The 23763-nt window shown below is 65.5% G+C and carries 27 protein-coding genes; 3 read left to right on the top strand and 24 right to left on the bottom strand.

The window, feature by feature from the left end; translation table 11 throughout:
- Positions 1 to 8 precede the first annotated feature (8 nt).
- From rpsQ to SPYCA_RS15535, 18 genes are all read right to left on the bottom strand, one after another.
- Positions 9 to 275: a 30S ribosomal protein S17 gene (gene rpsQ / locus SPYCA_RS15620; RefSeq protein ID WP_011543079.1), complete on the bottom strand. Its 267-nt coding sequence runs from the start codon at positions 273 to 275 to the stop codon at positions 9 to 11.
- An 11-nt stretch (positions 276 to 286) separates the two neighbouring features.
- Positions 287 to 490 (bottom strand): 50S ribosomal protein L29, encoded by a 204-nt coding sequence (gene rpmC, locus SPYCA_RS15615; RefSeq protein ID WP_120221712.1) that lies wholly within the window; start codon positions 488 to 490, stop codon positions 287 to 289.
- A 4-nt stretch (positions 491 to 494) separates the two neighbouring features.
- The gene (gene rplP, locus SPYCA_RS15610) at positions 495 to 926 is read right to left on the bottom strand and encodes a 50S ribosomal protein L16 (protein ID WP_120221711.1); all 432 of its coding nucleotides are present in this window, start codon (positions 924 to 926) and stop codon (positions 495 to 497) included.
- A gap of 11 nt (positions 927 to 937) precedes the next feature.
- Positions 938 to 1645, bottom strand: coding sequence for a 30S ribosomal protein S3 (gene rpsC, locus SPYCA_RS15605; RefSeq protein ID WP_120221710.1), 708 nt, complete (start codon positions 1643 to 1645; stop codon positions 938 to 940).
- A gap of 1 nt (position 1646) precedes the next feature.
- Positions 1647 to 2027 carry a 50S ribosomal protein L22 gene (rplV, locus tag SPYCA_RS15600; RefSeq protein WP_120221709.1) on the bottom strand — a complete coding sequence of 127 codons (381 nt, stop codon included), beginning with the start codon at positions 2025 to 2027 and terminating at the stop codon, positions 1647 to 1649.
- Positions 2027 to 2302 (bottom strand): 30S ribosomal protein S19, encoded by a 276-nt coding sequence (gene rpsS, locus SPYCA_RS15595; RefSeq protein WP_120221708.1) that lies wholly within the window; start codon positions 2300 to 2302, stop codon positions 2027 to 2029. The genes rplV and rpsS overlap by 1 nt, the downstream gene beginning before the upstream one ends.
- Positions 2303 to 2305: 3 nt before the next feature.
- Positions 2306 to 3142 (bottom strand): 50S ribosomal protein L2, encoded by an 837-nt coding sequence (gene rplB, locus SPYCA_RS15590; protein ID WP_120221707.1) that lies wholly within the window; start codon positions 3140 to 3142, stop codon positions 2306 to 2308.
- A gap of 22 nt (positions 3143 to 3164) precedes the next feature.
- Positions 3165 to 3473 (bottom strand): 50S ribosomal protein L23, encoded by a 309-nt coding sequence (locus SPYCA_RS15585; RefSeq protein WP_011543086.1) that lies wholly within the window; start codon positions 3471 to 3473, stop codon positions 3165 to 3167.
- The gene (gene rplD, locus SPYCA_RS15580) at positions 3466 to 4092 is read right to left on the bottom strand and encodes a 50S ribosomal protein L4 (RefSeq protein WP_120221706.1); all 627 of its coding nucleotides are present in this window, start codon (positions 4090 to 4092) and stop codon (positions 3466 to 3468) included. Before rplD ends, SPYCA_RS15585 begins: the two co-directional genes overlap by 8 nt.
- A gap of 2 nt (positions 4093 to 4094) precedes the next feature.
- Complete coding sequence (gene rplC, locus SPYCA_RS15575) at positions 4095 to 4868, bottom strand: 50S ribosomal protein L3 (RefSeq protein ID WP_120221705.1); 774 nt, start codon at positions 4866 to 4868, stop codon at positions 4095 to 4097.
- Positions 4869 to 5191: 323 nt separating this feature from the next.
- Complete coding sequence (gene rpsJ, locus SPYCA_RS15570; RefSeq protein WP_011543089.1) at positions 5192 to 5503, bottom strand: 30S ribosomal protein S10; 312 nt, start codon at positions 5501 to 5503, stop codon at positions 5192 to 5194.
- 148 nt (positions 5504 to 5651) lie between these two features.
- Positions 5652 to 6842 (bottom strand): elongation factor Tu, encoded by a 1191-nt coding sequence (gene tuf, locus SPYCA_RS15565; RefSeq protein ID WP_120221704.1) that lies wholly within the window; start codon positions 6840 to 6842, stop codon positions 5652 to 5654.
- Positions 6843 to 6960: 118 nt separating this feature from the next.
- Positions 6961 to 9054 carry an elongation factor G gene (gene fusA / locus SPYCA_RS15560; protein WP_120221703.1) on the bottom strand — a complete coding sequence of 698 codons (2094 nt, stop codon included), beginning with the start codon at positions 9052 to 9054 and terminating at the stop codon, positions 6961 to 6963.
- A gap of 96 nt (positions 9055 to 9150) precedes the next feature.
- Positions 9151 to 9621 (bottom strand): 30S ribosomal protein S7, encoded by a 471-nt coding sequence (gene rpsG / locus SPYCA_RS15555; RefSeq protein ID WP_003042192.1) that lies wholly within the window; start codon positions 9619 to 9621, stop codon positions 9151 to 9153.
- A gap of 74 nt (positions 9622 to 9695) precedes the next feature.
- On the bottom strand, positions 9696 to 10067 hold the full coding sequence (rpsL, locus tag SPYCA_RS15550; RefSeq protein ID WP_011543092.1) for a 30S ribosomal protein S12: 372 nt from the start codon (positions 10065 to 10067) through the stop codon (positions 9696 to 9698).
- 277 nt (positions 10068 to 10344) lie between these two features.
- The gene (locus SPYCA_RS15545) at positions 10345 to 11406 is read right to left on the bottom strand and encodes an isoaspartyl peptidase/L-asparaginase family protein (RefSeq protein WP_172595102.1); all 1062 of its coding nucleotides are present in this window, start codon (positions 11404 to 11406) and stop codon (positions 10345 to 10347) included.
- Between the two features lie 43 nt (positions 11407 to 11449).
- Positions 11450 to 12751 carry a metal-dependent hydrolase family protein gene (locus tag SPYCA_RS15540; RefSeq protein ID WP_120221702.1) on the bottom strand — a complete coding sequence of 434 codons (1302 nt, stop codon included), beginning with the start codon at positions 12749 to 12751 and terminating at the stop codon, positions 11450 to 11452.
- A gap of 40 nt (positions 12752 to 12791) precedes the next feature.
- Complete coding sequence (locus SPYCA_RS15535; RefSeq protein WP_146625163.1) at positions 12792 to 15164, bottom strand: S8 family peptidase; 2373 nt, start codon at positions 15162 to 15164, stop codon at positions 12792 to 12794.
- 143 nt (positions 15165 to 15307) lie between these two features.
- Between SPYCA_RS15535 and SPYCA_RS15530 the strand changes: the two genes are divergently transcribed.
- Both SPYCA_RS15530 and dapD read left to right on the top strand, forming a co-directional pair.
- A complete protein-coding gene (locus SPYCA_RS15530; RefSeq protein WP_120222388.1) occupies positions 15308 to 15985 on the top strand; it encodes a pyrimidine 5'-nucleotidase in 678 nt (225 codons plus the stop codon).
- Positions 15982 to 16824, top strand: coding sequence for a 2,3,4,5-tetrahydropyridine-2,6-dicarboxylate N-succinyltransferase (dapD, locus tag SPYCA_RS15525; RefSeq protein WP_120221700.1), 843 nt, complete (start codon positions 15982 to 15984; stop codon positions 16822 to 16824). Before SPYCA_RS15530 ends, dapD begins: the two co-directional genes overlap by 4 nt.
- Here the strand turns inward: dapD and SPYCA_RS15520 are convergent.
- On the bottom strand, positions 16802 to 18850 hold the full coding sequence (locus SPYCA_RS15520) for a DUF3857 domain-containing protein (RefSeq protein ID WP_232003361.1): 2049 nt from the start codon (positions 18848 to 18850) through the stop codon (positions 16802 to 16804). The genes dapD and SPYCA_RS15520 overlap by 23 nt on opposite strands.
- 70 nt (positions 18851 to 18920) lie before the next feature.
- Positions 18921 to 19607 (bottom strand): 2,3-diphosphoglycerate-dependent phosphoglycerate mutase, encoded by a 687-nt coding sequence (gpmA, locus tag SPYCA_RS15515; protein ID WP_120221699.1) that lies wholly within the window; start codon positions 19605 to 19607, stop codon positions 18921 to 18923.
- 191 nt (positions 19608 to 19798) lie between these two features.
- Here gpmA and SPYCA_RS15510 point away from each other — a divergent pair, with 191 nt between their 5' ends.
- Positions 19799 to 20257, top strand: a complete 459-nt coding sequence (locus tag SPYCA_RS15510; RefSeq protein WP_120221698.1) for an Hsp20 family protein — start codon at positions 19799 to 19801, stop codon at positions 20255 to 20257.
- A gap of 252 nt (positions 20258 to 20509) precedes the next feature.
- Here the strand turns inward: SPYCA_RS15510 and SPYCA_RS15505 are convergent, their stop codons facing one another.
- The 4 genes from SPYCA_RS15505 to SPYCA_RS15490 form a co-directional block, all read right to left on the bottom strand.
- On the bottom strand, positions 20510 to 20977 hold the full coding sequence (locus tag SPYCA_RS15505; RefSeq protein WP_172595101.1) for a GNAT family N-acetyltransferase: 468 nt from the start codon (positions 20975 to 20977) through the stop codon (positions 20510 to 20512).
- Positions 20974 to 22095: a M14 family metallopeptidase gene (locus SPYCA_RS15500; RefSeq protein ID WP_120221697.1), complete on the bottom strand. Its 1122-nt coding sequence runs from the start codon at positions 22093 to 22095 to the stop codon at positions 20974 to 20976. The genes SPYCA_RS15505 and SPYCA_RS15500 overlap by 4 nt, the downstream gene beginning before the upstream one ends.
- Positions 22092 to 22715 (bottom strand): DUF4136 domain-containing protein, encoded by a 624-nt coding sequence (locus tag SPYCA_RS15495; RefSeq protein ID WP_232003358.1) that lies wholly within the window; start codon positions 22713 to 22715, stop codon positions 22092 to 22094. Before SPYCA_RS15495 ends, SPYCA_RS15500 begins: the two co-directional genes overlap by 4 nt.
- Positions 22716 to 22904: 189 nt before the next feature.
- Positions 22905 to 23570, bottom strand: a complete 666-nt coding sequence (locus SPYCA_RS15490; protein ID WP_120221695.1) for a cell wall hydrolase — start codon at positions 23568 to 23570, stop codon at positions 22905 to 22907.
- Positions 23571 to 23763: the final 193 nt, after the last annotated feature.

Raw genomic sequence — 23763 nt, 5'->3', positions numbered from 1 at the left:
CGAAGCCCTCAGGCCTCGGCCGCTTTCGCCTTGGTGGAGGTTTCGACCTTGTCGAGAACCTTCCAGGTCTTCAGCTTAGAAATCGGCTTCGTTTCCTCGATGCGGACGGTTTCGCCAGCCTTGATGGCGTTGTCCTCATCATGGGCGTGATATTTTTTCGAACGGCGGATGATCTTGCCATAGAGAGGGTGCTTCACCTTCCGTTCGACCTTGACCACGACGGTCTTGTCGCCCTTGTCGGACACCACCGTGCCGGTCAGAATGCGCTTCGGCATGACGTGTCTCCTTATTTCGCGGCCGAGCGCGCGCGCTCGGTCTGCACGGTCTTGATGCGGGCGATGGAGCGCCGCACTTCCTTGACGCGCGAGGCTTTTTCGAGCTGGCCGGTCGCCGCCTGGAAGCGGAGGTTGAACGCCTCGCGCTTCAACTCGCCAAGCTGTTCGGCGAGCTGATCGTCGGTCTTGGCCTTGAAATCTTCGGTCTTGGCCATGTCCTTAACCCTCCAGGTGCGAGGTGTCGCCGAGGCGGGCGACAACCTTCGTCTTGATCGGCAGCTTCATCGCCGCACGTTCGAACGCCAGCGCGGCCACGGGGCCGGGAACGCCGTCGAGCTCGAACAGGATGCGGCCGGGCTTGACGCGGGCCGCCCAGTATTCGGGCGAACCCTTGCCCTTGCCCATGCGGACTTCGGCGGGTTTCGACGATACGGGAACGTCGGGGAACACGCGGATCCACAGGCGGCCCTGACGCTTGATCGCACGGCTGATCGCGCGGCGCGCCGCTTCGATCTGGCGCGCGGTGATGCGCTCAGGTTCCATCGCCTTCAGGCCGTAGGAGCCGAAGTTCAGGCTGGTTCCGCCCTTGGCATTGCCATGGATGCGGCCCTTGAACGCCTTGCGAAACTTGGTTTTTTTCGGTTGCAGCATGTCAGCGTTCCTTAGCGGCGATCGTCACGCGCCGGACGGACGCCGGTCGTCTGCGCGTCGAGCATCAGACGGTCGGTCGCCATCGGGTCGTGACCCAGGATCTCGCCCTTGAAGATCCACACCTTGATCCCGCACACGCCATAGGCGGTGTGCGCTTCGGCCTCGGCATAATCGACATTGGCGCGCAGCGTGTGCAGCGGCACCCGGCCTTCGCGATACCATTCGGTGCGCGCGATTTCCGCGCCGCCCAGACGGCCTGCGCAGTTGATTCGGATGCCCTCGGCGCCAAGGCGCATCGCCGACTGCACCGCGCGCTTCATCGCGCGGCGGAAGGCGACACGGCGTTCGAGCTGGTCGGCAATGCCCTGCGCGACGAGCTTGGCGTCGACTTCGGGCTTGCGGATTTCGACGATGTTCAGCGACACGTCGCTGCCCGTCATCTCGCCCAGCTTCTTGCGCAGCTTTTCGATGTCGGCGCCCTTCTTGCCGATGATGACGCCCGGACGGGCGGCATAGATCGACACGCGGCACAGCTTCGCGGGACGCTCGATCACGACCTTCGAGATCGCTGCCTGCGGCAGGGTCTTGAACACATATTGGCGGATCTTCAGATCCTCGACCAGCATGCGGCCATAGTCCTGCCCCTCGGCGAACCAGCGGCTGTCCCAGGTGCGGTTGACCTGCAGGCGCAGGCCGATCGGATTGCTCTTCTGGCCCATCTTACGCCTCTTCTTCCTGTTCGCGCACGACGATGCGGATGCGGCTGAACGGCTTGACGATCCGGGTCGACTTGCCGCGGCCGCGTGCGTGCCAGCGCTTCATCGAGAGCGACTTGCCGACGCTCGCTTCCTTGACGACGAGCGCGTCGACGTCGAGGTTGTGGTTGTTCTCCGCGTTGGCGACGGCGCTGGCGAGAACCTTGCGCACGTCGACCGCCATCGCCTTCTTCGAGAAGGCGAGGACGTTCATCGCGTCTTCGACCTTGCGGCCACGGATCAGCGCGGCGACGAGGTTCAGCTTCTGCGCCGAACCGCGAATCTGCGTGCCGACCGAGAGCGCCTCATTGTCCGCAACGCGGCGGGGGGACTTTTGCTTGCCCATTAGCGTTTGCCCTTCTTGTCGGCCGCGTGGCCGGGGAAGAAGCGCGTCGGCGCAAATTCACCCAGCTTCATGCCGACCATGTCTTCATTGACCGACACCGGCACGAACTTGCGGCCGTTGTAGACGTTGAAGGTCAGCCCGACGAACTGCGGCAGGATGGTGGACCGGCGCGACCAGGTCTTGATCGGCGCAGTGCTGCCGCCGTCCTGGGCCGTTTCGGCTTTCTTGAGGAGATGAAGGTCCACGAACGGACCCTTCCAGACCGAGCGAGCCATGGCTTACCTCTTCTTCTTCGCGTGACGCGACCGGATGATCATCTTGTCGGTCGACTTGTTGTGACGGGTCCGGGCGCCCTTGGTCGGCTTGCCCCAGGGGGTGACCGGATGACGGCCGCCCGAGGTGCGGCCTTCGCCACCGCCGTGCGGGTGGTCGACCGGGTTCTTCGCGACACCGCGCGTCAGCGGACGCTTGCCCAGCCAGCGATTGCGGCCGGCCTTGCCGAGGTTGGTGTTCTGGTTGTCGGGGTTCGACACCGCACCGACCGTGCCCATGCACTCGCCGCGGATGTAGCGCTGTTCGCCCGAGCCCAGGCGCACGATCACCAGTCCGCGGTCGCGACCCACGACCTGCGCATAGGTGCCCGCCGAACGGGCGATCTGGCCGCCCTTGCCCGGCTTCATCTCGATATTGTGGACGATCGTGCCGACCGGCATCTGCGCAAGTTCCATCGCATTGCCCGGCTTCACGTCGGTCTTCTTGCCCGCGACGATCGTGTCGCCGACCGCCAGACGCTGCGGCGCGAGGATGTAGGCCTGCGTTCCGTCTTCATATTTGACGAGCGCGATGAACGCCGTGCGGTTGGGGTCATATTCCAGCCGCTCGACCGTCGCCGGCATGTCCCACTTGCGACGCTTGAAGTCGATGAAGCGGTATTTCTGCTTGTGGCCACCGGCGATGCCGCGCGAGGTCACATGCCCCTTGTTGTTGCGGCCGCCGGTCTTGCGCTTGCCTTCGGTCAGCGCCTTGACGGGCTTGCCCTTCCACAGCGCCGACTTGTCGACGAGGATCAGGCCGCGCTGTCCGGGGCTGGTCGGATTATAGGATTTGAGTGCCATTTTCTCTGCCTTCCCCTATCCGTCAGACGCCGGTGGTGACGTCGATCGACTGGCCTTCGGCCAGGCGGACGATCGCCTTCTTCACGTCGCTGCGGGTGTAGGGCTTGCCCTTCCAGCGCTTCGTCTTGCCCTTGGTGACGAGCGTGTTCACGCCCACCACCTTGACATCGAACAGCGCCTCGACGGCGGCCTTGATCGCGGGCTTGGTCGCGTCACGTGCGACCTTGAACACCACGGCGTTGTTTTCGCTGAGCAGCGTCGACTTTTCGGTGATCACCGGAGCGAGGATCACGTCATAGTGACGCGCGTCGACTGTTTTTGCCTTAGCCATTGCAGCGTGCCTCCAGCTTTTCGACCGCCGCGCGGGTCAGGACCAGCGTGTCGGCACGGACGATGTCATAGACATTGGCCCCGATGGCGGGAAGCGCATCGACACCGATCAGGTTGGCCGAAGCCATGGCGAAGCTTTCATGCACCGCGTCCCCGTCGATGAAGAGCGCGCGATTGCCGAGGTCGAGCTTGCCCAGCTTGCCGGCGAGCACCTTGGTCTTCGCGTCCTTGAGCTCGAGCGAGTCGAGAACGACGAGCTTGCCGCCTTTCGCCTTGTCGCTCAGCGCCATCTTGAGGCCAAGCGTGCGAATCTTCTTGTTCAGCGAATGGCCGAAGGTGCGCGCCCGCGGGCCGTGCGCCTTGCCGCCGCCGATGAAGACCGGCGCCTTGCGGTCGCCGTGACGCGCGGTGCCGCCGCCCTTCTGCCGACCGAATTTCTTGCCGGTGCGGGCAACGTCGCTGCGCTCGCGCGCGGCGCGCGCCGGAGCGCGCCGCTTTTCGAGCTGCCAGGCAACGACGCGGTGCAGGATGTCGGCACGCGCATCGACGCCGAAAACGTCGTCGTTAAGGTCGATGTCGGCGCCAGCCTTGCCATCGAGGGTCTGAACCTTGACCTTCATGATCAGGACTCCTGTGCGCCGTCGGTGGCCGCGGTGTCGACGACGACCGCTTCGGCCGGCGTTTCGACCGGCGCGTCAGCCGGGGCAGTGTTGGTGTTGGCCGCGCTCTTGATGCTCGCCGGATAAGGAGCATCGGGGTGACGCGGCAGCTTCACCGCATCGCGGACGAGCAGCCAACCGCCCTTCGATCCGGGAACCGAGCCCTTGACGAAGAGAAGGCCGCGCTCGACGTCGGTGCGGACGATTTCGAGATTCTGCTGGGTGCGATTGCGCGCGCCCATGTGGCCCGCCATCTTCTTGTTCTTGAAGACGCGGCCAGGATCCTGGCGGTTGCCCGTCGAACCATGCGCGCGGTGGCTGATCGAAACGCCGTGGGTCGCGCGCATACCGCCGAAACCCCAGCGCTTCATCGCGCCGGCAAAGCCCTTGCCCTGCGTCACGCCCTGGATGTCGACCATCTGGCCGGCGACGAAATGATCGGCCGACAGTTCGGCGCCCACGTCGAGCGTCGCGTCGTCGGCGACGCGGAACTCTACGAGCTTCGCCTTGGGCTCGACTTCGGCCTTGCCATAGGCGCCGCGCTGCGGCTTGGCGACATTCTTCGCCTTCGCCGAGCCGGCACCGAGTTGCACGGCCACATAGCCGTCGCGTTCCTTATCGCGCACGGAGACGACCTGGCAGCCTTCGAGGCTCAGGACGGTGACGGGCACATGGCGGCCGTCGTCCTGAAACAGGCGGGTCATCCCCATTTTTTTCGCGATCACGCCAGTCCGCATGATCCATACTCCTAAACAGAGGCCGGGCGGACCATTCCGCACGGCTTGCGGGAAGCCACGGGTCGAAACCCGACGGCCACCCTCCCAGCCCATAATTTCGATGCGTCGCCCCGTCCGGGCTGAGGTGCCGCCGGTCCCGAAGGAGTTGGCGGCGAGACGGGGGACGCAGCCCGGTCGTAGATGCTTCCGATGGAAGCGACCGGCGGTATCCACCGAAACCTGAATATGTTCCTGCGAAAACAGGAACCCAGGGCGGTTTCAGCGCGGCCCGGCGGCCGCTTATACCCTGGGCTCCGGATCAAGTCCGGAGCACGCTGGCCCAATCAGGCCAGCTTGATTTCAACATTCACGCCCGCGGCAAGATCGAGCTTCATCAGCGCGTCGACCGTCTGCGGGGTGGGCTGCACGATGTCGAGCAGCCGCTTGTGGGTGCGCACCTCGAACTGCTCGCGCGACTTCTTGTCGATGTGCGGACCGCGGTTCACGGTGAATTTTTCGATGCGCGTCGGAAGCGGGATCGGACCACGAATGAGCGCGCCCGTACGACGTGCCGTGTCGGCGATGTCGGTGGTGGCCTGATCGAGCACGCGGTGATCAAAGGCCTTCAGGCGAATGCGTATATTCTGCGTTTCCATGACTGTTCCAGTCGAATCCCGTCTAACGATGCGAAAGAGCCGAAATGGCCTGCTCCGACTTCCGTGCCGGAAGCCGGATCGGCCATCAAAAACCTTTAAGCTACGAGCCGCGCGAATCGGTCCGAATCGCGCGGCTCGCGGCCCTATATTACTTTGTGACGGTCGCCACAACCCCTGCGCCGACCGTGCGGCCGCCTTCGCGAATCGCGAAGCGCAGGCCCGGGTCCATGGCGATCGGAGCGATCAGCTTGACCGACAGCTGGACGTTGTCGCCCGGCATGACCATCTCGGTGCCCTCGGGGAGGATGACCTCGCCGGTGACGTCGGTGGTGCGGAAATAGAACTGCGGACGATAGTTCGCAAAGAAGGGCGTGTGACGGCCGCCTTCGTCCTTCGACAGGACATAGACCTCCGAGGTGAACTCGGTGTGCGGCGTGATCGAGCCGGGCTTCGCCAGAACCTGGCCACGCTCGACTTCTTCACGGCCGACGCCGCGGATCAGCGCGCCGATGTTGTCGCCGGCCTGGCCCTGGTCGAGCAGCTTGCGGAACATTTCGACGCCCGTAACGACCGTCTTCTTGGTGTCCTTGATGCCGACGATTTCGACTTCTTCGCCAACCTTGACGACGCCGGTTTCGACACGACCGGTGACGACGGTGCCGCGACCCGAGATCGAGAACACGTCTTCGATCGGCATCAGGAAGGGCTTGTCGAGCGGACGTTCCGGCTGCGGGATCCAGCTGTCGACGGCTTCCATCAGCTTCAGAATCGCTTCCTTGCCGATATTGTCGTCGCGGCTTTCGAGCGCCGCGAGCGCCGAACCTGCGATGATCGGAATATTGTCGCCGTCGAAATCGCGCTTCGACAATTCTTCGCGGATTTCGAGTTCGACGAGTTCGAGCAGTTCGGGATCGTCGAGCTGGTCGACCTTGTTGAGGAAGACAACCATCGTCGGAACGCCGACCTGCTTCGCGAGCAGGATGTGCTCCTTGGTCTGCGGCATCGGGCCGTCGGCAGCCGACACGACGAGGATCGCGCCGTCCATCTGCGCGGCGCCGGTGATCATGTTCTTCACATAGTCGGCGTGGCCCGGGCAGTCGACGTGCGCATAGTGGCGGTTCTTGGTTTCATATTCGACGTGCGCGGTCGAGATGGTGATGCCGCGCTCGCGCTCTTCGGGCGCCTTGTCGATGTTTTCGAAATCGACCTTCTGCGACAGCCCCTCTTCGGCGAGCACCTTGGTGATCGCGGCGGTCAGCGAGGTCTTGCCATGGTCGACGTGACCGATGGTGCCGATGTTGCAGTGCGGCTTCGTCCGCTCAAATTTAGCCTTGGCCATGATATTGAACCTTCTTGTTCGATGTGTTTCCGTTGATCAGTCCGGACGAGCCCGCTGAATCAGGCGCCGCCCTTAGTAGGCTTTGCCGCGCGGTGCAAGCCCGCGCGGCCCAGACCTGTCAGGCCATTTTGGCCTTCACTTCTTCCGCGACGTTGTTCGGCACTTCTTCATAGTGCGAGAACTGCATCGTGTATTGCGCGCGCCCCTGGGTAAAGGACCGCAGCTGGTTGACGTAGCCGAACATATTGGCAAGCGGGACCATCGCTTCAACCACCTGGGCGTTGCCGCGGCTGTCGGTGCCCTGGATCTGTCCGCGGCGGCTGTTGAGGTCGCCGATGACGTCGCCCATGAACTCCTCGGGGGTGACGACTTCGACCTTCATCACCGGTTCGAGCAGCTTGATGCCCGCCTTTGCCGCGACTTCGCGCATCGCCGCGCGCCCCGCGATTTCGAACGCCAGCGCCGACGAGTCGACGTCGTGATAGGCGCCGTCGGTCAGCCGGATTTCGAAGTCGATGATCGGAAAGCCGATCATGTGGCCGTTTTCGGCGGCCTCGCGCATCCCCTTTTCGACCGACGGGATATATTCGCGCGGAATGTTGCCGCCCTTGATCTCGTCGATGAAGGTGATGCCCGAGCCGCGTTCGCCGGGGGCGACGCTGACCTTGACGCGGCCGAACTGGCCCGAGCCGCCCGACTGCTTCTTGTGGGTATAGTCGACATCGACCGGCTTCGCGAGCGATTCGCGATACGCCACCTGCGGCGCGCCGACATTCGCTTCGACCTTGAACTCGCGCTTCATGCGATCGACGAGGATGTCGAGGTGAAGCTCGCCCATGCCCTTGATGATCGTCTGGCCCGATTCATGGTCGGTCGACACGCGGAACGACGGATCCTCGGCCGCGAGACGGCTGAGGGCGATGCCCATCTTTTCCTGGTCGGCCTTGGTCTTGGGTTCGACCGACAGCTCGATCACCGGCTCGGGGAACTCCATCCGTTCGAGGATGATCGGCGCGTTGGCGGCGCAGAGCGTGTCCCCGGTGGTGGTTTCCTTGAGGCCCGCGAGCGCGACGATGTCGCCGGCGAACGCTTCCTCGATGTCCTCGCGACTATTCGCATGCATCAACAGCATACGGCCGATCTTTTCCTTCTTGTCCTTCACCGAGTTCAGATAGCTGCCCTTGGTGAGGGTGCCCGAATAGATGCGGGCGAAGGTGAGCGAACCGACAAACGGGTCGTTCATGATCTTGAACGCGAGCATCGACAGCGGCGCCGAGTCCGACGTCGCGCGCGAATCGGGTTGTTCAGTGGTCGGGTTGATGCCCTGAACGTCGGGGATGTCGAGCGGCGAAGGCAGATAATCGACGACCGCGTCGAGCAGCGGCTGAACGCCCTTGTTCTTGAACGCCGAACCGCACAGCACCGGGACGAACGCCTGACTCAGCGTGCCCTTGCGGATCAGCGCCTTCAGCGTCGCAACGTCGGGAAGATTGCCTTCGAGATAGGCTTCCATCGCATCGTCGTCCTGTTCGACGGCAAGCTCGACGAGCTTTTCGCGATATTCGGCAGCCTTGTCGACGAGGTCGGCGGGAATCTCTTCATAGAAGAATTCGGCGCCGAGGCTTTCGTCCTTCCAGATGATCGCGCGCTCGTTGACGAGGTCGACGAGACCCTTGAAGTCCGATTCCGCGCCGATGGGCAGATAGAGGACGGCCGGCGTCGCACCCAGGCGATCGATGATCGTCTGGACGCAATAATAGAAATTGGCGCCGGTGCGGTCGAGCTTGTTGATGAAGCACATCCGCGGAACCTTGTACTTGTCCGCCTGGCGCCACACGGTTTCGGACTGCGGCTCGACACCCGCCACGCCGTCGAACGCCGCAACCGCGCCGTCGAGGACGCGAAGCGAACGTTCGACCTCGATCGTGAAGTCGACGTGTCCGGGCGTGTCGATGATGTTCAGGCGATGTTCGGGGCCCTTGCCCTCATCGGCCTTCCACAGGCAGGTCGTCGCGGCCGACGTGATGGTGATGCCGCGTTCCTGCTCCTGCTCCATCCAGTCCATCGTCGCGGCGCCGTCATGGACTTCGCCGATCTTGTAGGACTTGCCGGTGTAATAGAGGATGCGCTCGGTCGTCGTGGTCTTGCCGGCGTCGATGTGCGCCATGATACCGAAATTGCGATAGCGTTCGAGCGGATGGCTGCGTGCCATGATCTTTTCCTTGGATTTGGGGGGAGGCCTTTGGCGCCGCCCCCGATATAGGAAGTTTTGTTGCGATTGCGCGACGGGCCAAAGACCCGCCGCCCTTTACCAGCGGTAGTGGCTGAAAGCGCGGTTCGCTTCGGCCATGCGGTGCGTGTCTTCGCGCTTCTTCACCGCGTTGCCGCGATTGTTCGAGGCATCGAGCAACTCGCCCGACAGGCGCGCGGCCATCGTGGTTTCGCTGCGGTTGCGCGCCGCGGTGATCAGCCAGCGGATCGCGAGCGCCTGCGCGCGGTCGGGGCGGACCTCGACCGGAACCTGATAGGTCGCGCCGCCGACACGGCGGCTGCGCACTTCGATGTTCGGGCGGATATTCGCCAGCGCTTCGTGGAACACGCCCAGCGGTTCCTTCTTGGCGCGGGCCTCGACCGCCTCGAGCGCACCGTAAACGATGCTTTCGGCGACCGACTTCTTCCCGTCCAGCATGACGCTGTTCATGAATTTCGAGAGCACGACGTCCCCGAAACGGGGATCGGGCAGGATTTCGCGGCGCTCAGGACGACGACGACGAGCCATGGGTAATTCCTTTTACAACAGCATCCCGGCGCAAGAGCGACCTCGGGATGACCAAATAGCCGAAAAAACGGTCCTTATTTCGGACGCTTCGCGCCGTATTTCGAACGGCTCTGCTTGCGGTCCTTCACACCCTGCGTATCGAGCACGCCGCGCAGGACGTGGTAACGCACACCGGGAAGGTCGCGGACACGACCGCCGCGGATCAGCACGACGCTGTGTTCCTGGAGGTTGTGGCCTTCGCCGGGGATGTAGGTGATGACTTCGCGGGCATTGGTCAGGCGGACCTTGGCCACCTTGCGGAGCGCCGAGTTCGGCTTTTTCGGGGTCGTCGTATAGACACGGGTGCAAACGCCGCGCTTTTGCGGGTTTGCGTCCATCGCCGGAACCTTGGACTTCACCTTCTGGGGAGTCCGGCCCTTGCGGACCAGCTGGTTGATCGTGGGCATGAATGCTTCACCTTTTTGTGTCCGCCCATCAAAGCGAACGGTTACTCTGCCGCGGGGGATGAAGCTCCGGCCCCGCCCCGCCGGAAATGGCGGAAAACGGCCGACCTGATAACAGCAAAAGACCCCGGCCGATCGCATGATCTTCCGGAGGCTCCATCCGCGCCAGCAATGTTCAAGCGCTGTTGTGACTCGAAAACCGCGACAAAGCGCCATTCCCGAACTGGCGGCCCTCTAGCCGCGAACGGCCCCCCGGTCAATGGGGTGCGCGCTCGGCGACCTATTCATCATCATAGATCGCCACCTCATGCACGCCGTCGCTGGTCAGTCGGCCGCGATACATGCCTTCGGTATTGAAGCTGAACGCCGAACGGCCGTCCGGCCCCGCGACGATCACCCCGCCCGATCCGCCGAGCGCCAGCACCTCGGCCATCACCGCGTCGGCCGCCTCTTGCAGCGATTCCCCCGCCAGCCGAACGCGCGCGCAGATTTCGTGCGCAACGCCGACGCGGATGAAATACTCGCCCGCCCCCGTCGCCGACACCGCACAGGCGCGATCGTCGGCATAGGTGCCCGCGCCGACGATCGGCGCATCGCCGATCCGTCCCCATCTTTTGCCCGTCAGGCCGCCCGTCGACGTGGCCGCGGCGAGATGGCCGCGCGCGTCGCGCGCCACCGCGCCGACGGTCCCGAACTTCTGGTCGATGTCATAGGAAGAAACGGCCTTCGCGCCCGCCTCGCGGCGCAGAAACTCGTCGATCTGCTCGCGGCGATGCGGCGTCGCGAACCAGGCGGGATCCATCTGCTCGACCCCGCGGTCGGCGCCGAAGCGGTCGGCGTCGGCACCGGTCAGCATGACATGCCGCCCGTCGCGCAGCACCGCGCGCGCCACCGCGACCGGATGGCGGCTCGTCGTCAACCGCGCGACCGCACCCGCCGCGCGCGTGCGGCCGTCCATGATCGCAGCGTCGAGTTCGTTGGTGCGGTCATGGGTGAAGACTGCACCGCGCCCCGCGTTGAACAGCGGGTCGTCCTCCATCAACTCGACCGCCGCCTGCACCGCGTCGAGCGCGCTGCCGCCTTTTGCCAGCACCGCCTGCCCCGCCATCAGCGCCGCGTCGATCGCCGCTCGATAGGCGGCGTCCTGCTCCGCCGTGATACGGTCGCGGCGGATGGTGCCCGCGCCGCCGTGAACGAGGAGCGTCCAACCGCCGGTCGTCGCCGGAGTCCCGGCCGTGTCGGCGCGCGTTTCGCCGGGCGGCGGCGCCACCGCATCGGCAAAGGGCTGCGGTGCGGCGGCCTGTGCGGCGGCGAGCGCGGCGGCGACAAGCGAAAGGATCATCGTTCATTCCTTGGCCAAGCGGGAGAGAAGCGAAGCATGCGGTTCAATCGACCACCCGGCCCCGCGCCATCACGAAATCGACCTTCTTGAGCACACGCACATCGGCGAGCGGATCGCTTGCGACCGCGATGATGTCGGCGCTCTTGCCCGGCGCGATCGTGCCGATCTGGTCGGCGAGACCGAGCAGGTCGGCGGCGTTCACCGTCGCGGCCTTCAGCGCCTCAACCGGGGTCATGCCGTGCTGGACCATCAGCTCGAACTCGTCGCCGTTGCGGCCGTGCTTCGACACGCCGGCATCGGTGCCGAAGGCGATGCGCACGCCGCGCGGCACAAGTTGCTCCAGGCTCTTGCCGGTGATCGCGATGCGCCACTGGATCTTGGCGAGCACATCGGGTTCATAGGCGTCCGGATTGGCGGCCAGCCGTTCCTTGTACCCGTTCACGGTCGAGAGCGTCGGAACATAATAGGTCTTGGATTTCGCCCAGGCGGCGATCGTCGCCTCGTCGAGGATCGTGCCATGTTCGATCGAATCGGCCCCCGCGGCGAGCGCGAGGCGGATGCCGTCGGCGCCGTGCGCGTGGACCGCGACCTTCTTGCCGAACATATGCGCGGTGTCGACGATCGCCTGCGCCTCGTCGTCGAACATCTGCTTGCCCAGGCCCGCCCCGATCCGGCTGTTGACCCCGCCGGTCGAGGCGAATTTGATGACGTCGGCGCCGCGCCCGATCTGGAGCCGCACCGCGCGGCGGCAATCGTCGGCGCCGTTGCACGTATTGCCTGCCCCTGCAAAGAAAGGGCGAAGCTCGTCGCGATAGCCGAGCGACCCGTCCATATGCCCCGCGCTGCCCGAAATGCTCGCCCCCGCATCGACGATGCGCGGCCCCTGCACCTTGCCCGCGCGAATCGCATCCCTGAGCGCCAGCGTCACCCCGTCGCCATCGCCGAGGTTGCGCACGGTGGTGAAGCCCGCGCGGAGCGTCTTCATCCCGTTGACCTCGGCATTGAACGCCTGCGCCGCGGGGCTGAGCGTGATCTCCTCGAGCTGGCCCGCGAGACCGCCCGTGTCGCTGGTCAGATGGACATGGCTGTCGATGAGGCCGGGGAGGACATATTTATCGCTGAGGTCGATCAGCGTCGCGCCCGCCCCGGCGGGTTGGTGGCCGTCGGCGATACTGACGATCCTGCCGCCCTCGACCACGATCGTCGCGGCGCCGCGCGCGGGCTTGCCCGGCTCGGTGAGCAAATGCCCGGCGTGGATCACGGTGCGCGCGGGCGCCTGGGCAGCGAGCGGCGTGGCGAGCGCCGCGCCGACCAGCGCGAGCAAAATCAGATGGAAAGGCTTCATCCTGCGTCCCCTATTCGGTGTCGCGGGCAGTTAAAGCCGATCAGAAGCCCATCGTAAAGCGCAGCGCGACCCCTTTGTCGTCGGGCATGGCGGCGATATGCCCCGGATCGCGGCGCCACCAGCCGTTGGCGACGACGTCGCCGCCGAACAGCGGCAGCGAATAGCTCGCCTCGACCACCAGTTCGCGGCCGGTGGGGGCAAGGTTATAGGCGCGGCGGCCGAAATCGGCGCGGCCGCTGGCATAGTCGTAAGCGACCGGGAGCATCAGGTCGATGCCGCCGCGCGCGACGCGCAGCGGCTGCGCGAACCGCAGCGCGGCGCGGTCGCCCGGCCGCACCAGTCCCGCCCTCGCGACGTCGAGCGAAAAGGCGCTCGACCAGAGCGCACCCCCCGCGACGAGTCCGCGCGCGTCAGGGCGCGTCCACATCTGGCGCCAGGCAGCGGCGATTTGCCAGCCGCGCGGTGCATCGAACGCCAGCCGTGCATCGCCGACCAGGCTGGTCGCGCCGCCCGCACCGAAAAGCGGGCCGAGCCGCGCGCCGAGCAGGCTGTCCGATTCGCGTAGCCAGCTCGCACCCAATGCTGCGCCCACCGGACCGAAGCGGCCGTCCCATGACGCGCCGAAGCGCTGATAACGACTGTCGCGGTGGAAACGATAGCGGAGCAGCGGGTCGTCATGCCAGCGCGAACCCGACACGAAACCACTCTCGCCATATATGTTAATATATTGATTTTTCTTGATATTATGCCGAACCAGCGTCCCGATTCCGGGGTTTGCGGCAAAGCCGAGCCCTTCGTGCGCGGCGTCGCCGATCAGCATCGCATGGCCGCTTTCGCCGCGCTCGCCCGCGAGCAGCCCTCCCGTCCCGCGCCCCGCCGCGAAGCCGAGGCGCGTGCGCGCGCCGAGCCGCGTCATCACCGAGGCGGCGAGCGCACGCGCACCCTGCGCGTCGTGAAAGGACAAGCCCGCAAGGGCGTCGCTGCCGCCCGCTCCCGGCGCGGTGACGAGCGACAGCGCCAGCGACCCATTCGCGGCGCTCTGCTGGCGGACGAGCCCGCCGATCGCGCCCGTCAGCTTGAAATCGGGGCGGCGCTGCGCCAGCGACTGGCCGAAATCGACATCGAAAGCGCGGCCGAAGCCATCGGTGACGAGTCCCGTCGCGCCGCCGCCGGCATCGCCCATCGGCCCGCCCAACAGGCCGAGCGGCGCGCCCAGCGCCACCGCGGTCGAGGTGCCCGCCAGCGTCGTCGCCCCCATCGGCTGAAAGGCGCGCGCGATATCGAGAATGCCCTGGCCATAGACGGCGTCGTCGCCCGCCGCCCCCGCATCGCGCGCCGATTGATAAAGCAGGTCGACGATCTGCTGGCTGGTCAGATTGGGGAAAGCCTGCGCGATCAGCGCGACGGCCCCGGCAACCTGCGGCGCGGCGAAGCTGGTGCCGTTGAGCAGGAACACGAAATTGCCCTCGGTCTTGAGCGCGCCATTTTCATAGACGCAGCACACGCCCTCGCCGAGCGCCGACAGATAGGAGGCGGCATAGGCCCCCGCGCGATTGCTGAAGTCCGAGATCGCGCCATTTTCGTCGACCGATCCGGCGATGATGACCAGCCCGCCGCCCGCATCGCGCAGCCCCTGCGCAAAGCGGCCGGGGTTGTTCGGGTCGTTGCCGCCCACGGTCGTATCGCCCTCGTTCCCCGCCGAGAGGATGACGATGATCCCCGCCGCGGTCGCGCGCGACACCGCCGCGCGGAGTGTCGCGCCCGGCGGATCGTCGCCGCCGAGCGAGATATTGACGACGCGCGCACCCGCGCTCACCGCACGGTCGAGTCCCGCCGCGATCGCGCTTTCGGGATAGCGACAGCCGCTTTCGTCGTTCGACGGATCCTCGGTCGCGCAGCTGCCGGGCTGGTCGGCGCGCAATACGAGCAGGTTCGCGTTGAAGGCGATTCCCATCGTGCCCGCATCGTTTTTCCCACCGAGCAGCACCTGCGCGACATTGGTGCCGTGGCTCCCCTCGCCGTCGATCCCGCGCGACCCGGCAAGGTCGGCCGAGAGTGGCGAGATGCGCCCGGCAAACTCGGGGCTGTCCACATCGATCCCGTCGTCGATCACCCCCGCCAATATCCCCTGCCCGCTCGCCCCCGCCCGATAGGCGGTGATCGCGCCATGGAAATTGACGCCGTCGGAACGGCGCACCTCGGCGGTGTCGAAATTGCCCGTCGGTGGCGGAGTCGGCGTGGGTGTGGGTGTCGGAGCTGGCGTCGGAGCCGGGGCTGACGGCGGGGCCGGGGTCGGCGAAGGGCCCGCGCCGCCGCCGCACGCCGCGAGCGTCAGCGAGGCGATGCCGAGCAGAAGCGGCAAAGGCCGCACCGCGATCCCCCGCATATCCTTGCGCCCTTTCGCGTCGGCCATCGCGATTCCCCTGATCCAGGTCATCCCGGCGAAGGTCGGGATGACGGCCAAGATAACATCATGCAGCTTTGGGCCATAGACATTGCCGGAAGGTAAAACGGACGGCCTTGCCCCTCCCCGTCCCACCCTCTATGCGCCACGCCATGCCGCCGCCGCTCGACCATATCGACGCCTGGATCTTCGATCTCGACAACACGCTCTATCCGCCCTCGGCAAAGCTGTTCGACCTGATCGACGAACGCATGGGCGCCTTCATCATGCGGCTGCTCGATGTCGACGCGGTCGAGGCGCGGCGCGTGCAGAAGCGATATTTCCACGACCATGGCACGACGATGGCGGGGCTGATGCGGCATCATGGTGTCAATCCCGAAGACTTCCTGGTCGATGTGCATGATATCGCGCTCGACCGGTTGACCCCCGACCCGCGGCTGCGCGCCGGGCTCGAACGGCTGCCCGGCCGTCGGCTGGTCTTCACCAACGCCGACGCCGATTATGCGGCGCGCGTGCTCGACGCGCGCGGGATCGCCGACCTGTTCGACGGCATCTGCGACATTCGTATCACCCGCTATACGCCCAAGCCCGACGCGGCGGCCTATGCCATGATGGTCGAACACCTCGGCGTCGAACCGGCGAAAAGCTTGTTCGTCGAAGATATGGCGCGCAACCTGACGCCGGCGAAGCGGCTCGGCATGACGACCGTGTGGCTGGACAATGGCAGCGAAAGCGGCCATCGGGGCCACCTGCCGGACCATGTCGATTTCCGCGCGACCGACATTGCCGACTGGCTCGATAACCTGCCTTCACCCTGGGGAATAGCATGACCACCGACCTGCAGAGCACGATCGAAGCCGCGTGGGAAGCGCGCGATACGCTGGGCCTCACCACCACCGGCGTGGTGCGCGAGGCGGTCGATACCGCGATTGCCGGGCTCGACGACGGCCGCTTTCGCGTCGCCGAGCGCGCCGAAGACGGCAGGTGGCAGGTCAACCAGTGGCTCAAGAAGGCAGTGCTGCTGTCATTCCGCCTCAACGACATGGCGATCATCGAGGGCGGCGCGGGCGGTGCGACCTGGTGGGACAAGGTTCCGTCGAAATTCGCCGGCTGGGGCGAAAATCGTTTCCGCGACGCGGGCTTCCGCGCTGTGCCCGGCTCGATCGTCCGCCGCGGCGCCTTCATCAGCAAGGGCGCGGTGCTGATGCCGAGCTTCGTCAATATCGGCGCCTGGGTCGGCGAGGGATCGATGGTCGACGCCTGGGCCACCGTCGGCAGCTGCGCGCAGATCGGCGCCAACGTCCACCTGTCGGGTGGCGCGGGGATCGGCGGCGTATTGGAGCCGTTGCAGGCCGGACCGGTGGTGATCGAGGACGGCGCCTTCATCGGCGCGCGCGCCGAGGTCGCCGAGGGCGTGATCGTGCGCGAGGGCGCGGTGCTGTCGATGGGCGTTTACCTCGGCGCCTCGACCAAGATCATCGACCGCGCGACGGGCGAAGTCTTCATCGGCGAAGTCCCCGCCTATTCGGTCGTCGTCCCGGGATCGCTGCCCGGCAAGCCGCTGCCCGACGGCACACCGGGGCCGTCGCTCTATTGCGCGGTGATCGTCAAGCGCGTCGACGCGCAGACGCGCGCCAAGACGGGCATCAACGAGCTGCTGCGCGATTGATTGCGGCGGGCGACAGGCAGGGGACGTCGGCGGCGGTCCAGTCGATGTCGTAGGTGGCCGGGACAAGCGTTCGCACCGGGCTGGGCGAGGCGCCGCCTGTCGGTTCGTAGAATATCCAGCCCTTGCTGTTGTCGAAAGCGGCAATCCGGTCATTATCCTGCAGTGCGCTCGCTGCGTCGATCTCGATCTGGTCGACGCGAAAACCGCGTATCATCCGTATCGAGCCATCGCGAACGTCGAACGCGCGATAATAATTCTGCCCGAAGATGCTGGTGTCGAAGCCCGACTTATAGGTCCAGTTCGCAGCATCGGTCGTCGACGGAAAGCGGAGCGTCGTCACGGCGCAAGAGAATTCGGGCTTGTTGGCGAAAGGCAGGGTCTGGTCCTGATCGTCCGGTCGCATCCGCTTTTCAGGGGGACTGAAACCGCCGCCGGGCAGCGCCAGCGACCGCCCGCCGTCGCCGTCGTCGTCCCAATCGACCTCCCACGCGCCGACAACCGTCAGCACGCTCGCTCCGGCCTTTGGGTCATAACGCAATTTGACATCTTCGACCGTCTGCCACGTGCTGCCGACCAGCTGCTGCCGCATTCCCGTCAGCAACTGGTCGGCGCTCAGGCCGGATAGTTGCGCATATTGCTGAAGTCCCGCGATTCCACGGGTAATCGTCGTATTCCGTATCCGTGCCGGCTGGTCGAAACCGGCACGTGCATCGATCTCGAACAACGTAATTTCGTCCGGCCGGTCGGCCGGTCGCCACTTCCGCTTTTCAAGCGCACTGCCCCGCAAGCTCAACGGCAAGACCCAGCGATAATCGATCACCGGATCAAGCGCCGGGGCCGCCACGGGCGGCAGCGTCCCGTCGAGCCAATATGTCTTGCCGTCGATCTGCGCGCGGACGAGCACATGGTCGAACAGCCCTGGATTGGGCAACCGCTCGTCGAAACCGTCGTCATGGCCCTGATTGTTGACAACCACGGCTTCGGCCCGAATGCCCAGTTCCGCGAGCAGCCCGAGCAGGAGCGCCGTCTTGCCCTTGCAATCGCCATAGCGGCGCTGCCAGGTTTCGTCGGCCGTGGCGGGCGTCAGGTTCCCGTTCCCAAGCCCGACGTAGATATAGTGGACATCCTGTTGAACCAGTTTGAGCGCGGCAGCCGCACGGTCGAGCGGACGGGTGTGCGCCGATGCGATCCGTTGCGCTTCGGCCTTGAGCGGCGACTTCCCGGAAATGCGTGCGGCCTCGACGTACAGCGGCGCAAAATGCCGCGACACGGCCGCCCAATCCGCGAAATCGCTGTACTCGACAATGCGTTGCCACTGATAGCGCGTCGGCGTGCCCTTGGGCGGCGTCAAGGTCGCGGGATTGTCGAACAGGAAATCGACGCGCTGCTCGCCGGTTTGCGCCACAGCCGCCATATCCGGCGTCATCCTTATGGCGGGCTTGGCGCCCTTGTCCCAGCTCAGCCCGAGGCGGAACCGGCCGGGCTGCGGACTGGGCAACAGAAAGAGCATCCCCGAATCGTTCTTCGCCAGCGTGGGGTCGTTCGACCGGGTGGTCAGGCCGACTTCAAGTTCGTCGCCGACGCGCAGATCGGGTACCCGCAGCACCGCGGTCAATATGCCGTCGAGCATGGCGGCTTCGAGCTGACCCTCGCGGCGCAAGATTTCGAAGGACGCATTTTTGAGCACGTCGATCGTCGCGCCGTCGCGATGCACATTGATCATATGCACGACCGGCGGACCCGAGACGGGGTTCCAGGCGATCGAAATATTGCCGAGTTGCAGGGCGTTGGGATGGAGTATCCGCATCCGATAGCCCAGATATTGCGCCTGCCCCCGATCGTCGAGATGGGCGACAATATCTTGACGGCGGACGAAGAGCAGTCCGCTTGCTCCCTCTGGAACCGGCATCAGGGCGGAGGGAACCGCCCAGTCTGGAGTCGGCCCACGCTTTACCCCGGTCTCCTCGGCTTTCGCCGACACATGCGCCAGCGCCAGCCCCAGCAATGCCCATCCCGTCTTGCGCAATTTTTCCCCCCGCAATTTCCTGACATCATGTCGAAAACTGGCCGGGACGCAAGACGGACATTCGGGTCACTCACCGTTCGCTGAGATAATAGCGCTCGCGCGCGCTCAGATCGTCGTTCAGCTCATAAACAATCGGCTGGCCCGTCGGGATTTCGAGGCCGGTGATGTCGGCGTCCGAAATGCCCGACAGATGCTTGACGAGCGCGCGCAGGCTGTTGCCGTGCGCCGAGATCAGCACCGTCTTGCCCGCCGCCAGTTCGGGGACGATCGCGGCCTCATAATAGGGAAGCACCCGCGCGATCGTGTCTTTCAGGCTTTCGGTCGCGGGAATCGCAATGCCGGCGTAGCGCGGGTCGGTCGACAGATCCCATTCGGACCCGGCTTCGAGCGGCGGCGGCGGAATGTCGAAGCTGCGGCGCCATATCCTGACCTGATCGTCGCCATGTTTCGCCGCGGTCTCGGCCTTGTCGAGTCCGGTGAGCCCGCCATAGTGGCGTTCGTTGAGGCGCCAGTCCTTGGTGACGGGGAGCCACAGGCGGCCCATCGCCTCGAGCGCGAGGTTCAATGTCTTGATCGCGCGCGTCTGGACCGAGGTGAAGCCGATGTCGGGGGCGACGCCCCTGGCCTTCATCAATTCGCCCGCAGCCCAGGCTTCGGCCGCGCCCTTTTCGGTGACATCGACATCCCACCAGCCGGTGAAGCGGTTCTCGAGATTCCACTGCGACTGGCCGTGACGGATGAGGATGAGCTGGGGCATGTCATATCCTTTGGATGGAGCGGTTTCGCCGCCCTTTAGCGCGGCTTTTCGGTAAAGGCCAACGCCCCTCTTGAAATGGTTTCGACGGCTACCAGATTGGCCTTATCCGGCCGCCGGAACGGGGTCGGGTGGTGATCGCGGGCGCGTTCCGCGGTCCCTTTGCTTCGCTTTGAACAAGGAAGGAATGCCTCATGCGTAACAGCTTTGACTGGACCCCCTATCGCCGTTCGACCGTCGGTTTCGACCGGCTCTTCGATTTCCTCGAAACCGGCGCGTCCAGCGCGGAAAATTATCCTCCGTTCGATATCGAAAAGGTCGCCGACGACCATTTCCGCATCACCGTCGCGGTTGCCGGTTTCAAAGCGGACGAGATCGACATCACCGCGCAGCAAAATATGCTGACCGTGAGCGGCCGCAAGGCACCGGTTGCCGAAGGCGAGGAACGACAGCTGCTCTATAGCGGCATTGCGACGCGCGCGTTCGAGCGCCGCTTCCAGCTCGCCGACTTCGTGCGCGTGGAACGCGCCGACCTTGCCGACGGACTGCTGACGATCGAGCTGGTCCGCGAAGTCCCCGAGGCGATGAAGCCGCACAAGATCGCGATCGGCGGCGGCGCCACGCCGGTGATCGAGGACAAGAAGGCCGCGTAAGCGTCGCCCGTGCCGATCGACATTATGGGGTCCGGAGTCCCTTCCGGGCCCCTTTTTATCGGGCGGTTTGCTTTCGCGCGTGGCGTCGGTGTCGCTTTTGTTTCGGTTCGCACAAATCCACGAAGCCACAAAGGGGCCTCGGGCCGCCAGGCCCTTTATCCAACACCGTCGCGCCCGGACGCCGCGGGCAGGAAAAAAGCCGCTTCGCGGCACGCGCTTCTTTGTGGCTTCGTCGCTTTGTGCAAGTCCCTATTACAAAGCGCGCGTCATAAAGCGGCTGAAGGGGTCGGGCCGATAGTCGGCAAAGGGCTCACAATCCTCGAACCCATAGCGGCGATAGAGCGCGATCGCGGGCTCGAAGGCTGCGCCCGACCCCGTTTCGAGGCTGAGCCGTTCGAGGCCGCGGCGCCGGGCTTCGGCGATGATATGGCCGAGCATCCGCGCAGCGACGCCCTGGCGCAGAAAGGCCGCGGCGGTGCGCATCGACTTGATCTCGCCATGCTTTGCATCGAGCATCTTGAGCGCGCCGCAGCCCGCGAGCGCGCCGTCCTTGTGGATCGACCAGAAGGTGACATCGCCCGCGCGCAGCCCGTCGAAATCGAGGAAGTGACAGCTTCCCGCGGGCGAGTTCGCGAGCATCCCTGCAAAATGCAGCTCGAGCAGCGCACGGATCGCGGCGCCCGACAGATCATCCTCGACGATCCGCCAGGCGTCGCTCACAAAATATGGTCCAGCGTCTGGAGGCAGGCGTGCGCGAGCCGCTTCGACCGTTCGGGCGACCAGCCCTGAACGGGATCGGGCAGGTCGCGATTGTCCTTGAACGGCATTTCGAGCGTCATCGACACCGCGCCGAAGCGTTCGGCGAGCTGCGTCGTCGACATCGACAGATTTGCCTGCCCCGGCGCCGATTCGGCATAGCCGAGATCGAGCTGGAAATCGGGGGTGTTCGCCGCGAGCGCGGCCTCGAACGCCTTATATTTCTCCATCTGCTCGGCTTTCAGCGACGGAATGCCCTCGAATCCCGCCAGAAAGACCGCCGGGATCGCTTCGTCGCCATGAACGTCCATCGCCCAGTCGACGCCGCTTTCGTCCATCGCATTCCGCACGCACAGCACTTCGGGGCTGCGTTCGGCGGTCGGCTCGTGCCATTCGCGGTTGAGGTTCACCCCCGCATAATTGGTGCGCAGGTGGCCACGGCGCGAACCGTCGGGATTCATGTTCGGCACGATATGAATACGGCATTTCTGCCGGAGCGAGCGCGCGTGCGGGTCGGCGGGGTCGGTGAGCATTTCGAGCGCACCCTCCATCCACCATTCGGCCATGCTCTCGCCCGGATGCTGGCGCGCATAGAGCCAGACCTGAATATCGCCGCTGCCCATTTCGAGGCAGTCGATCGGCTGGCCTTCAAGGCTGGTGCCAAGGCAGCGATAGGTCACGCCCTCGCATTCGGCGACCGATGCGATCAGGTCGTGGTGCCGCTCCAGCGAATAGGGCGCGAAATAGGCGATCCAGAGCAGCGGGCCCTCGGCCGTGTGCCGGATGGTCAAACGGCCCCCGTCCACTTTGGCATCATAGGCCGTGTCGAGGCGGAACCAGCTTTCGCGATCATAGCTCGCGCACGCCGCATAGCCGGGCCAGCCGTCGGGGTAGGCCGAGGCTTCGAGACCGGTGATCGCAAGGTCGAGCGGGTCGCCGACGGAGCAGGCGACGCGAAAATGGAACCACTGGAAAAAGTCCGATTCGCGATCCTTGCGGATCGACAGGCGGGCGGACGTCCCGTCGATGGCGTCCACGACGATGTTGCCGCTGTCGAAAGCGGCGTTGATGGTGATGGTCATGGGACGCTGATAGTGCGTCCCGATTCGCCGGGGAAGTCCTTGAATAGGGCTTCGGCCAATTTCGCCGCGGCAAGGCTCGGCTGGCTGGCGGGCGCCTTCACCGGAACCGCGGTCAGCGCGCGGCCCTCCCACAGCGCCTGACCCGTCGCGGCATCGTCGATGCGCACCGAAAGCTGGAGATCGACCATGCGTCTGGAGCCGCCGCCAAGGTTGATCCCCACGCCGAGCCCGACACCCGAACCATAGCTGCCCGTCGAACCGCCGACGCCGACCGACACCGGCGATCGCTTGCCCACGCTTTCGTGCGTCGCACGGTCGAAACCGATGCGGACCTTGAGCGGCGCACGCGCGCCGTCGGGCGCGGCAACGAGGCCCTGCAATTGAAGCTGGCGTTCGACCGCGCCGCGATAGCTGGACCATTCCAGCGAGGGCGCGGCGGCGCCCGGCATCGCCGCGGCGTCGCCCAGCGGCGCGGTATCGACGGTGTAGCGCGTCCCCGGCGCCCAGCCCGCCACGGCATTGCTGTGAAAACGGGTGACCTCGACCGGCGGAACGGCGGTGGCGCAGCCGCCGAGCGCAAGCGCCGCTGCGAAGGGCAGGGCGACGGAAAGATGACGCATCATGCCTGTATCATGCGCCAGCATTCATGGCTTGGCAATGAACAGGATATCGGCGTCCAAAGGACACGCCCAACCCGAATCGTCATCCCGGCGACGGCCGGGATCTCGACGGTGCGTCATATCGCGACGATGAGATCCCGGCCTTCGCCGGGATGACGAATTGGCGGTGCGGCAACGGCCGCTATCGAATCACCGGTAGAAGATGTGATTGTCGATCTGCGCGATGCGCGTCTTGCGCCAGCCAGGCGAGACATAGCGCGCGTGAAAGAAAAGCGCGCCCGGCGCGTGATTCTTCCAACTGCCGTCGAGCGCGATCTGCGCGATCGCCACCGCCGTGTCCCACTGCGCGCCTTCGCGGATCGCGGGCATCCGGCCGCCGCGCACGAAACTGAACTGGCGCTTCTGGTGAACGACGCCGCACAGGCTGGCAGGGAAGCGTCCCGACCGCGCGCGATTGATCACGACATGCGCGACCGCGAGCTGGCCGGGGAGCGATTCGCCGCGCGATTCGAAATAGACCGCCCCGGCCAGGCAGCGCAGCTCGCCGTCGATCGTGGCGGGCTTTGGCGTCGCGGCGACAAGCGCCGCGAGCGACGCCGCGGTTACCGGCGGCGTGTTTTCACTTTCGGGGGCGGCGTCGCGCTCGGGATCGCCTTGTTCCTCGACGGGCAACTCGGCCTCGGTCGGCAAATCCGCCTTTTGCGCCTCGGGCGCCGCGGCGCCGGGCAGGGTGATGGCGGGAAGATTGGCGTCGGCAGCAAGGTCGCTTGCAAAGCCGGGTTCCGCCAGAAGCAGCATGGTGGCGGCAGTCATGCCGACGGCGGCCACGCTGGCCACGTTCAGAATGCGACTCATATTGTCCGTCAAAAGTGCGGCCGATGAACCGAGCCTCTCAAGAACAGACGGGGGACTTTGATCCTGTATCGCCGCCTGCGGTCATCGTCCGACTGCGTGTCCAGTCCGTTTTCTCGGGAGCATGGCATGGCGATGCAACCCGCGGACCGACCTTCGCGTTATCGAATGGGCGCCAGCTATTGTGCACCGCAAC

The organism is Sphingopyxis sp. FD7, assembly GCF_003609835.1.
GTDB lineage: Bacteria > Pseudomonadota > Alphaproteobacteria > Sphingomonadales > Sphingomonadaceae > Sphingopyxis.
Note: the sequence above shows the minus strand (reverse complement) of the source record. Positions and strands in the feature narration are given on the sequence as shown.

What these genes read in the sequence shown, in the direction of transcription:
- rpsQ (WP_011543079.1), bottom strand. Translation starts at nt 275, where the DNA reads ATGCCGAAGCGCATTCTGACCGGCACGGTGGTGTCCGACAAGGGCGAC.
- rpmC (WP_120221712.1), bottom strand. Translation starts at nt 490, where the DNA reads ATGGCCAAGACCGAAGATTTCAAGGCCAAGACCGACGATCAGCTCGCC.
- rplP (WP_120221711.1), bottom strand. Translation starts at nt 926, where the DNA reads ATGCTGCAACCGAAAAAAACCAAGTTTCGCAAGGCGTTCAAGGGCCGC.
- rpsC (WP_120221710.1), bottom strand. Translation starts at nt 1,645, where the DNA reads ATGGGCCAGAAGAGCAATCCGATCGGCCTGCGCCTGCAGGTCAACCGC.
- rplV (WP_120221709.1), bottom strand. Translation starts at nt 2,027, where the DNA reads ATGGGCAAGCAAAAGTCCCCCCGCCGCGTTGCGGACAATGAGGCGCTC.
- rpsS (WP_120221708.1), bottom strand. Translation starts at nt 2,302, where the DNA reads ATGGCTCGCTCGGTCTGGAAGGGTCCGTTCGTGGACCTTCATCTCCTC.
- rplB (WP_120221707.1), bottom strand. Translation starts at nt 3,142, where the DNA reads ATGGCACTCAAATCCTATAATCCGACCAGCCCCGGACAGCGCGGCCTG.
- SPYCA_RS15585 (WP_011543086.1), bottom strand. Translation starts at nt 3,473, where the DNA reads ATGGCTAAGGCAAAAACAGTCGACGCGCGTCACTATGACGTGATCCTC.
- rplD (WP_120221706.1), bottom strand. Translation starts at nt 4,092, where the DNA reads ATGAAGGTCAAGGTTCAGACCCTCGATGGCAAGGCTGGCGCCGACATC.
- rplC (WP_120221705.1), bottom strand. Translation starts at nt 4,868, where the DNA reads ATGCGGACTGGCGTGATCGCGAAAAAAATGGGGATGACCCGCCTGTTT.
- rpsJ (WP_011543089.1), bottom strand. Translation starts at nt 5,503, where the DNA reads ATGGAAACGCAGAATATACGCATTCGCCTGAAGGCCTTTGATCACCGC.
- tuf (WP_120221704.1), bottom strand. Translation starts at nt 6,842, where the DNA reads ATGGCCAAGGCTAAATTTGAGCGGACGAAGCCGCACTGCAACATCGGC.
- fusA (WP_120221703.1), bottom strand. Translation starts at nt 9,054, where the DNA reads ATGGCACGCAGCCATCCGCTCGAACGCTATCGCAATTTCGGTATCATG.
- rpsG (WP_003042192.1), bottom strand. Translation starts at nt 9,621, where the DNA reads ATGGCTCGTCGTCGTCGTCCTGAGCGCCGCGAAATCCTGCCCGATCCC.
- rpsL (WP_011543092.1), bottom strand. Translation starts at nt 10,067, where the DNA reads ATGCCCACGATCAACCAGCTGGTCCGCAAGGGCCGGACTCCCCAGAAG.
- SPYCA_RS15545 (WP_172595102.1), bottom strand. Translation starts at nt 11,406, where the DNA reads ATGATCCTTTCGCTTGTCGCCGCCGCGCTCGCCGCCGCACAGGCCGCC.
- SPYCA_RS15540 (WP_120221702.1), bottom strand. Translation starts at nt 12,751, where the DNA reads ATGAAGCCTTTCCATCTGATTTTGCTCGCGCTGGTCGGCGCGGCGCTC.
- SPYCA_RS15535 (WP_146625163.1), bottom strand. Translation starts at nt 15,164, where the DNA reads ATGGCCGACGCGAAAGGGCGCAAGGATATGCGGGGGATCGCGGTGCGG.
- SPYCA_RS15530 (WP_120222388.1), top strand. Translation starts at nt 15,308, where the DNA reads ATGCCGCCGCCGCTCGACCATATCGACGCCTGGATCTTCGATCTCGAC.
- dapD (WP_120221700.1), top strand. Translation starts at nt 15,982, where the DNA reads ATGACCACCGACCTGCAGAGCACGATCGAAGCCGCGTGGGAAGCGCGC.
- gpmA (WP_120221699.1), bottom strand. Translation starts at nt 19,607, where the DNA reads ATGCCCCAGCTCATCCTCATCCGTCACGGCCAGTCGCAGTGGAATCTC.
- SPYCA_RS15510 (WP_120221698.1), top strand. Translation starts at nt 19,799, where the DNA reads ATGCGTAACAGCTTTGACTGGACCCCCTATCGCCGTTCGACCGTCGGT.
- SPYCA_RS15500 (WP_120221697.1), bottom strand. Translation starts at nt 22,095, where the DNA reads ATGACCATCACCATCAACGCCGCTTTCGACAGCGGCAACATCGTCGTG.
- SPYCA_RS15495 (WP_232003358.1), bottom strand. Translation starts at nt 22,715, where the DNA reads ATGCGTCATCTTTCCGTCGCCCTGCCCTTCGCAGCGGCGCTTGCGCTC.
- SPYCA_RS15490 (WP_120221695.1), bottom strand. Translation starts at nt 23,570, where the DNA reads ATGAGTCGCATTCTGAACGTGGCCAGCGTGGCCGCCGTCGGCATGACT.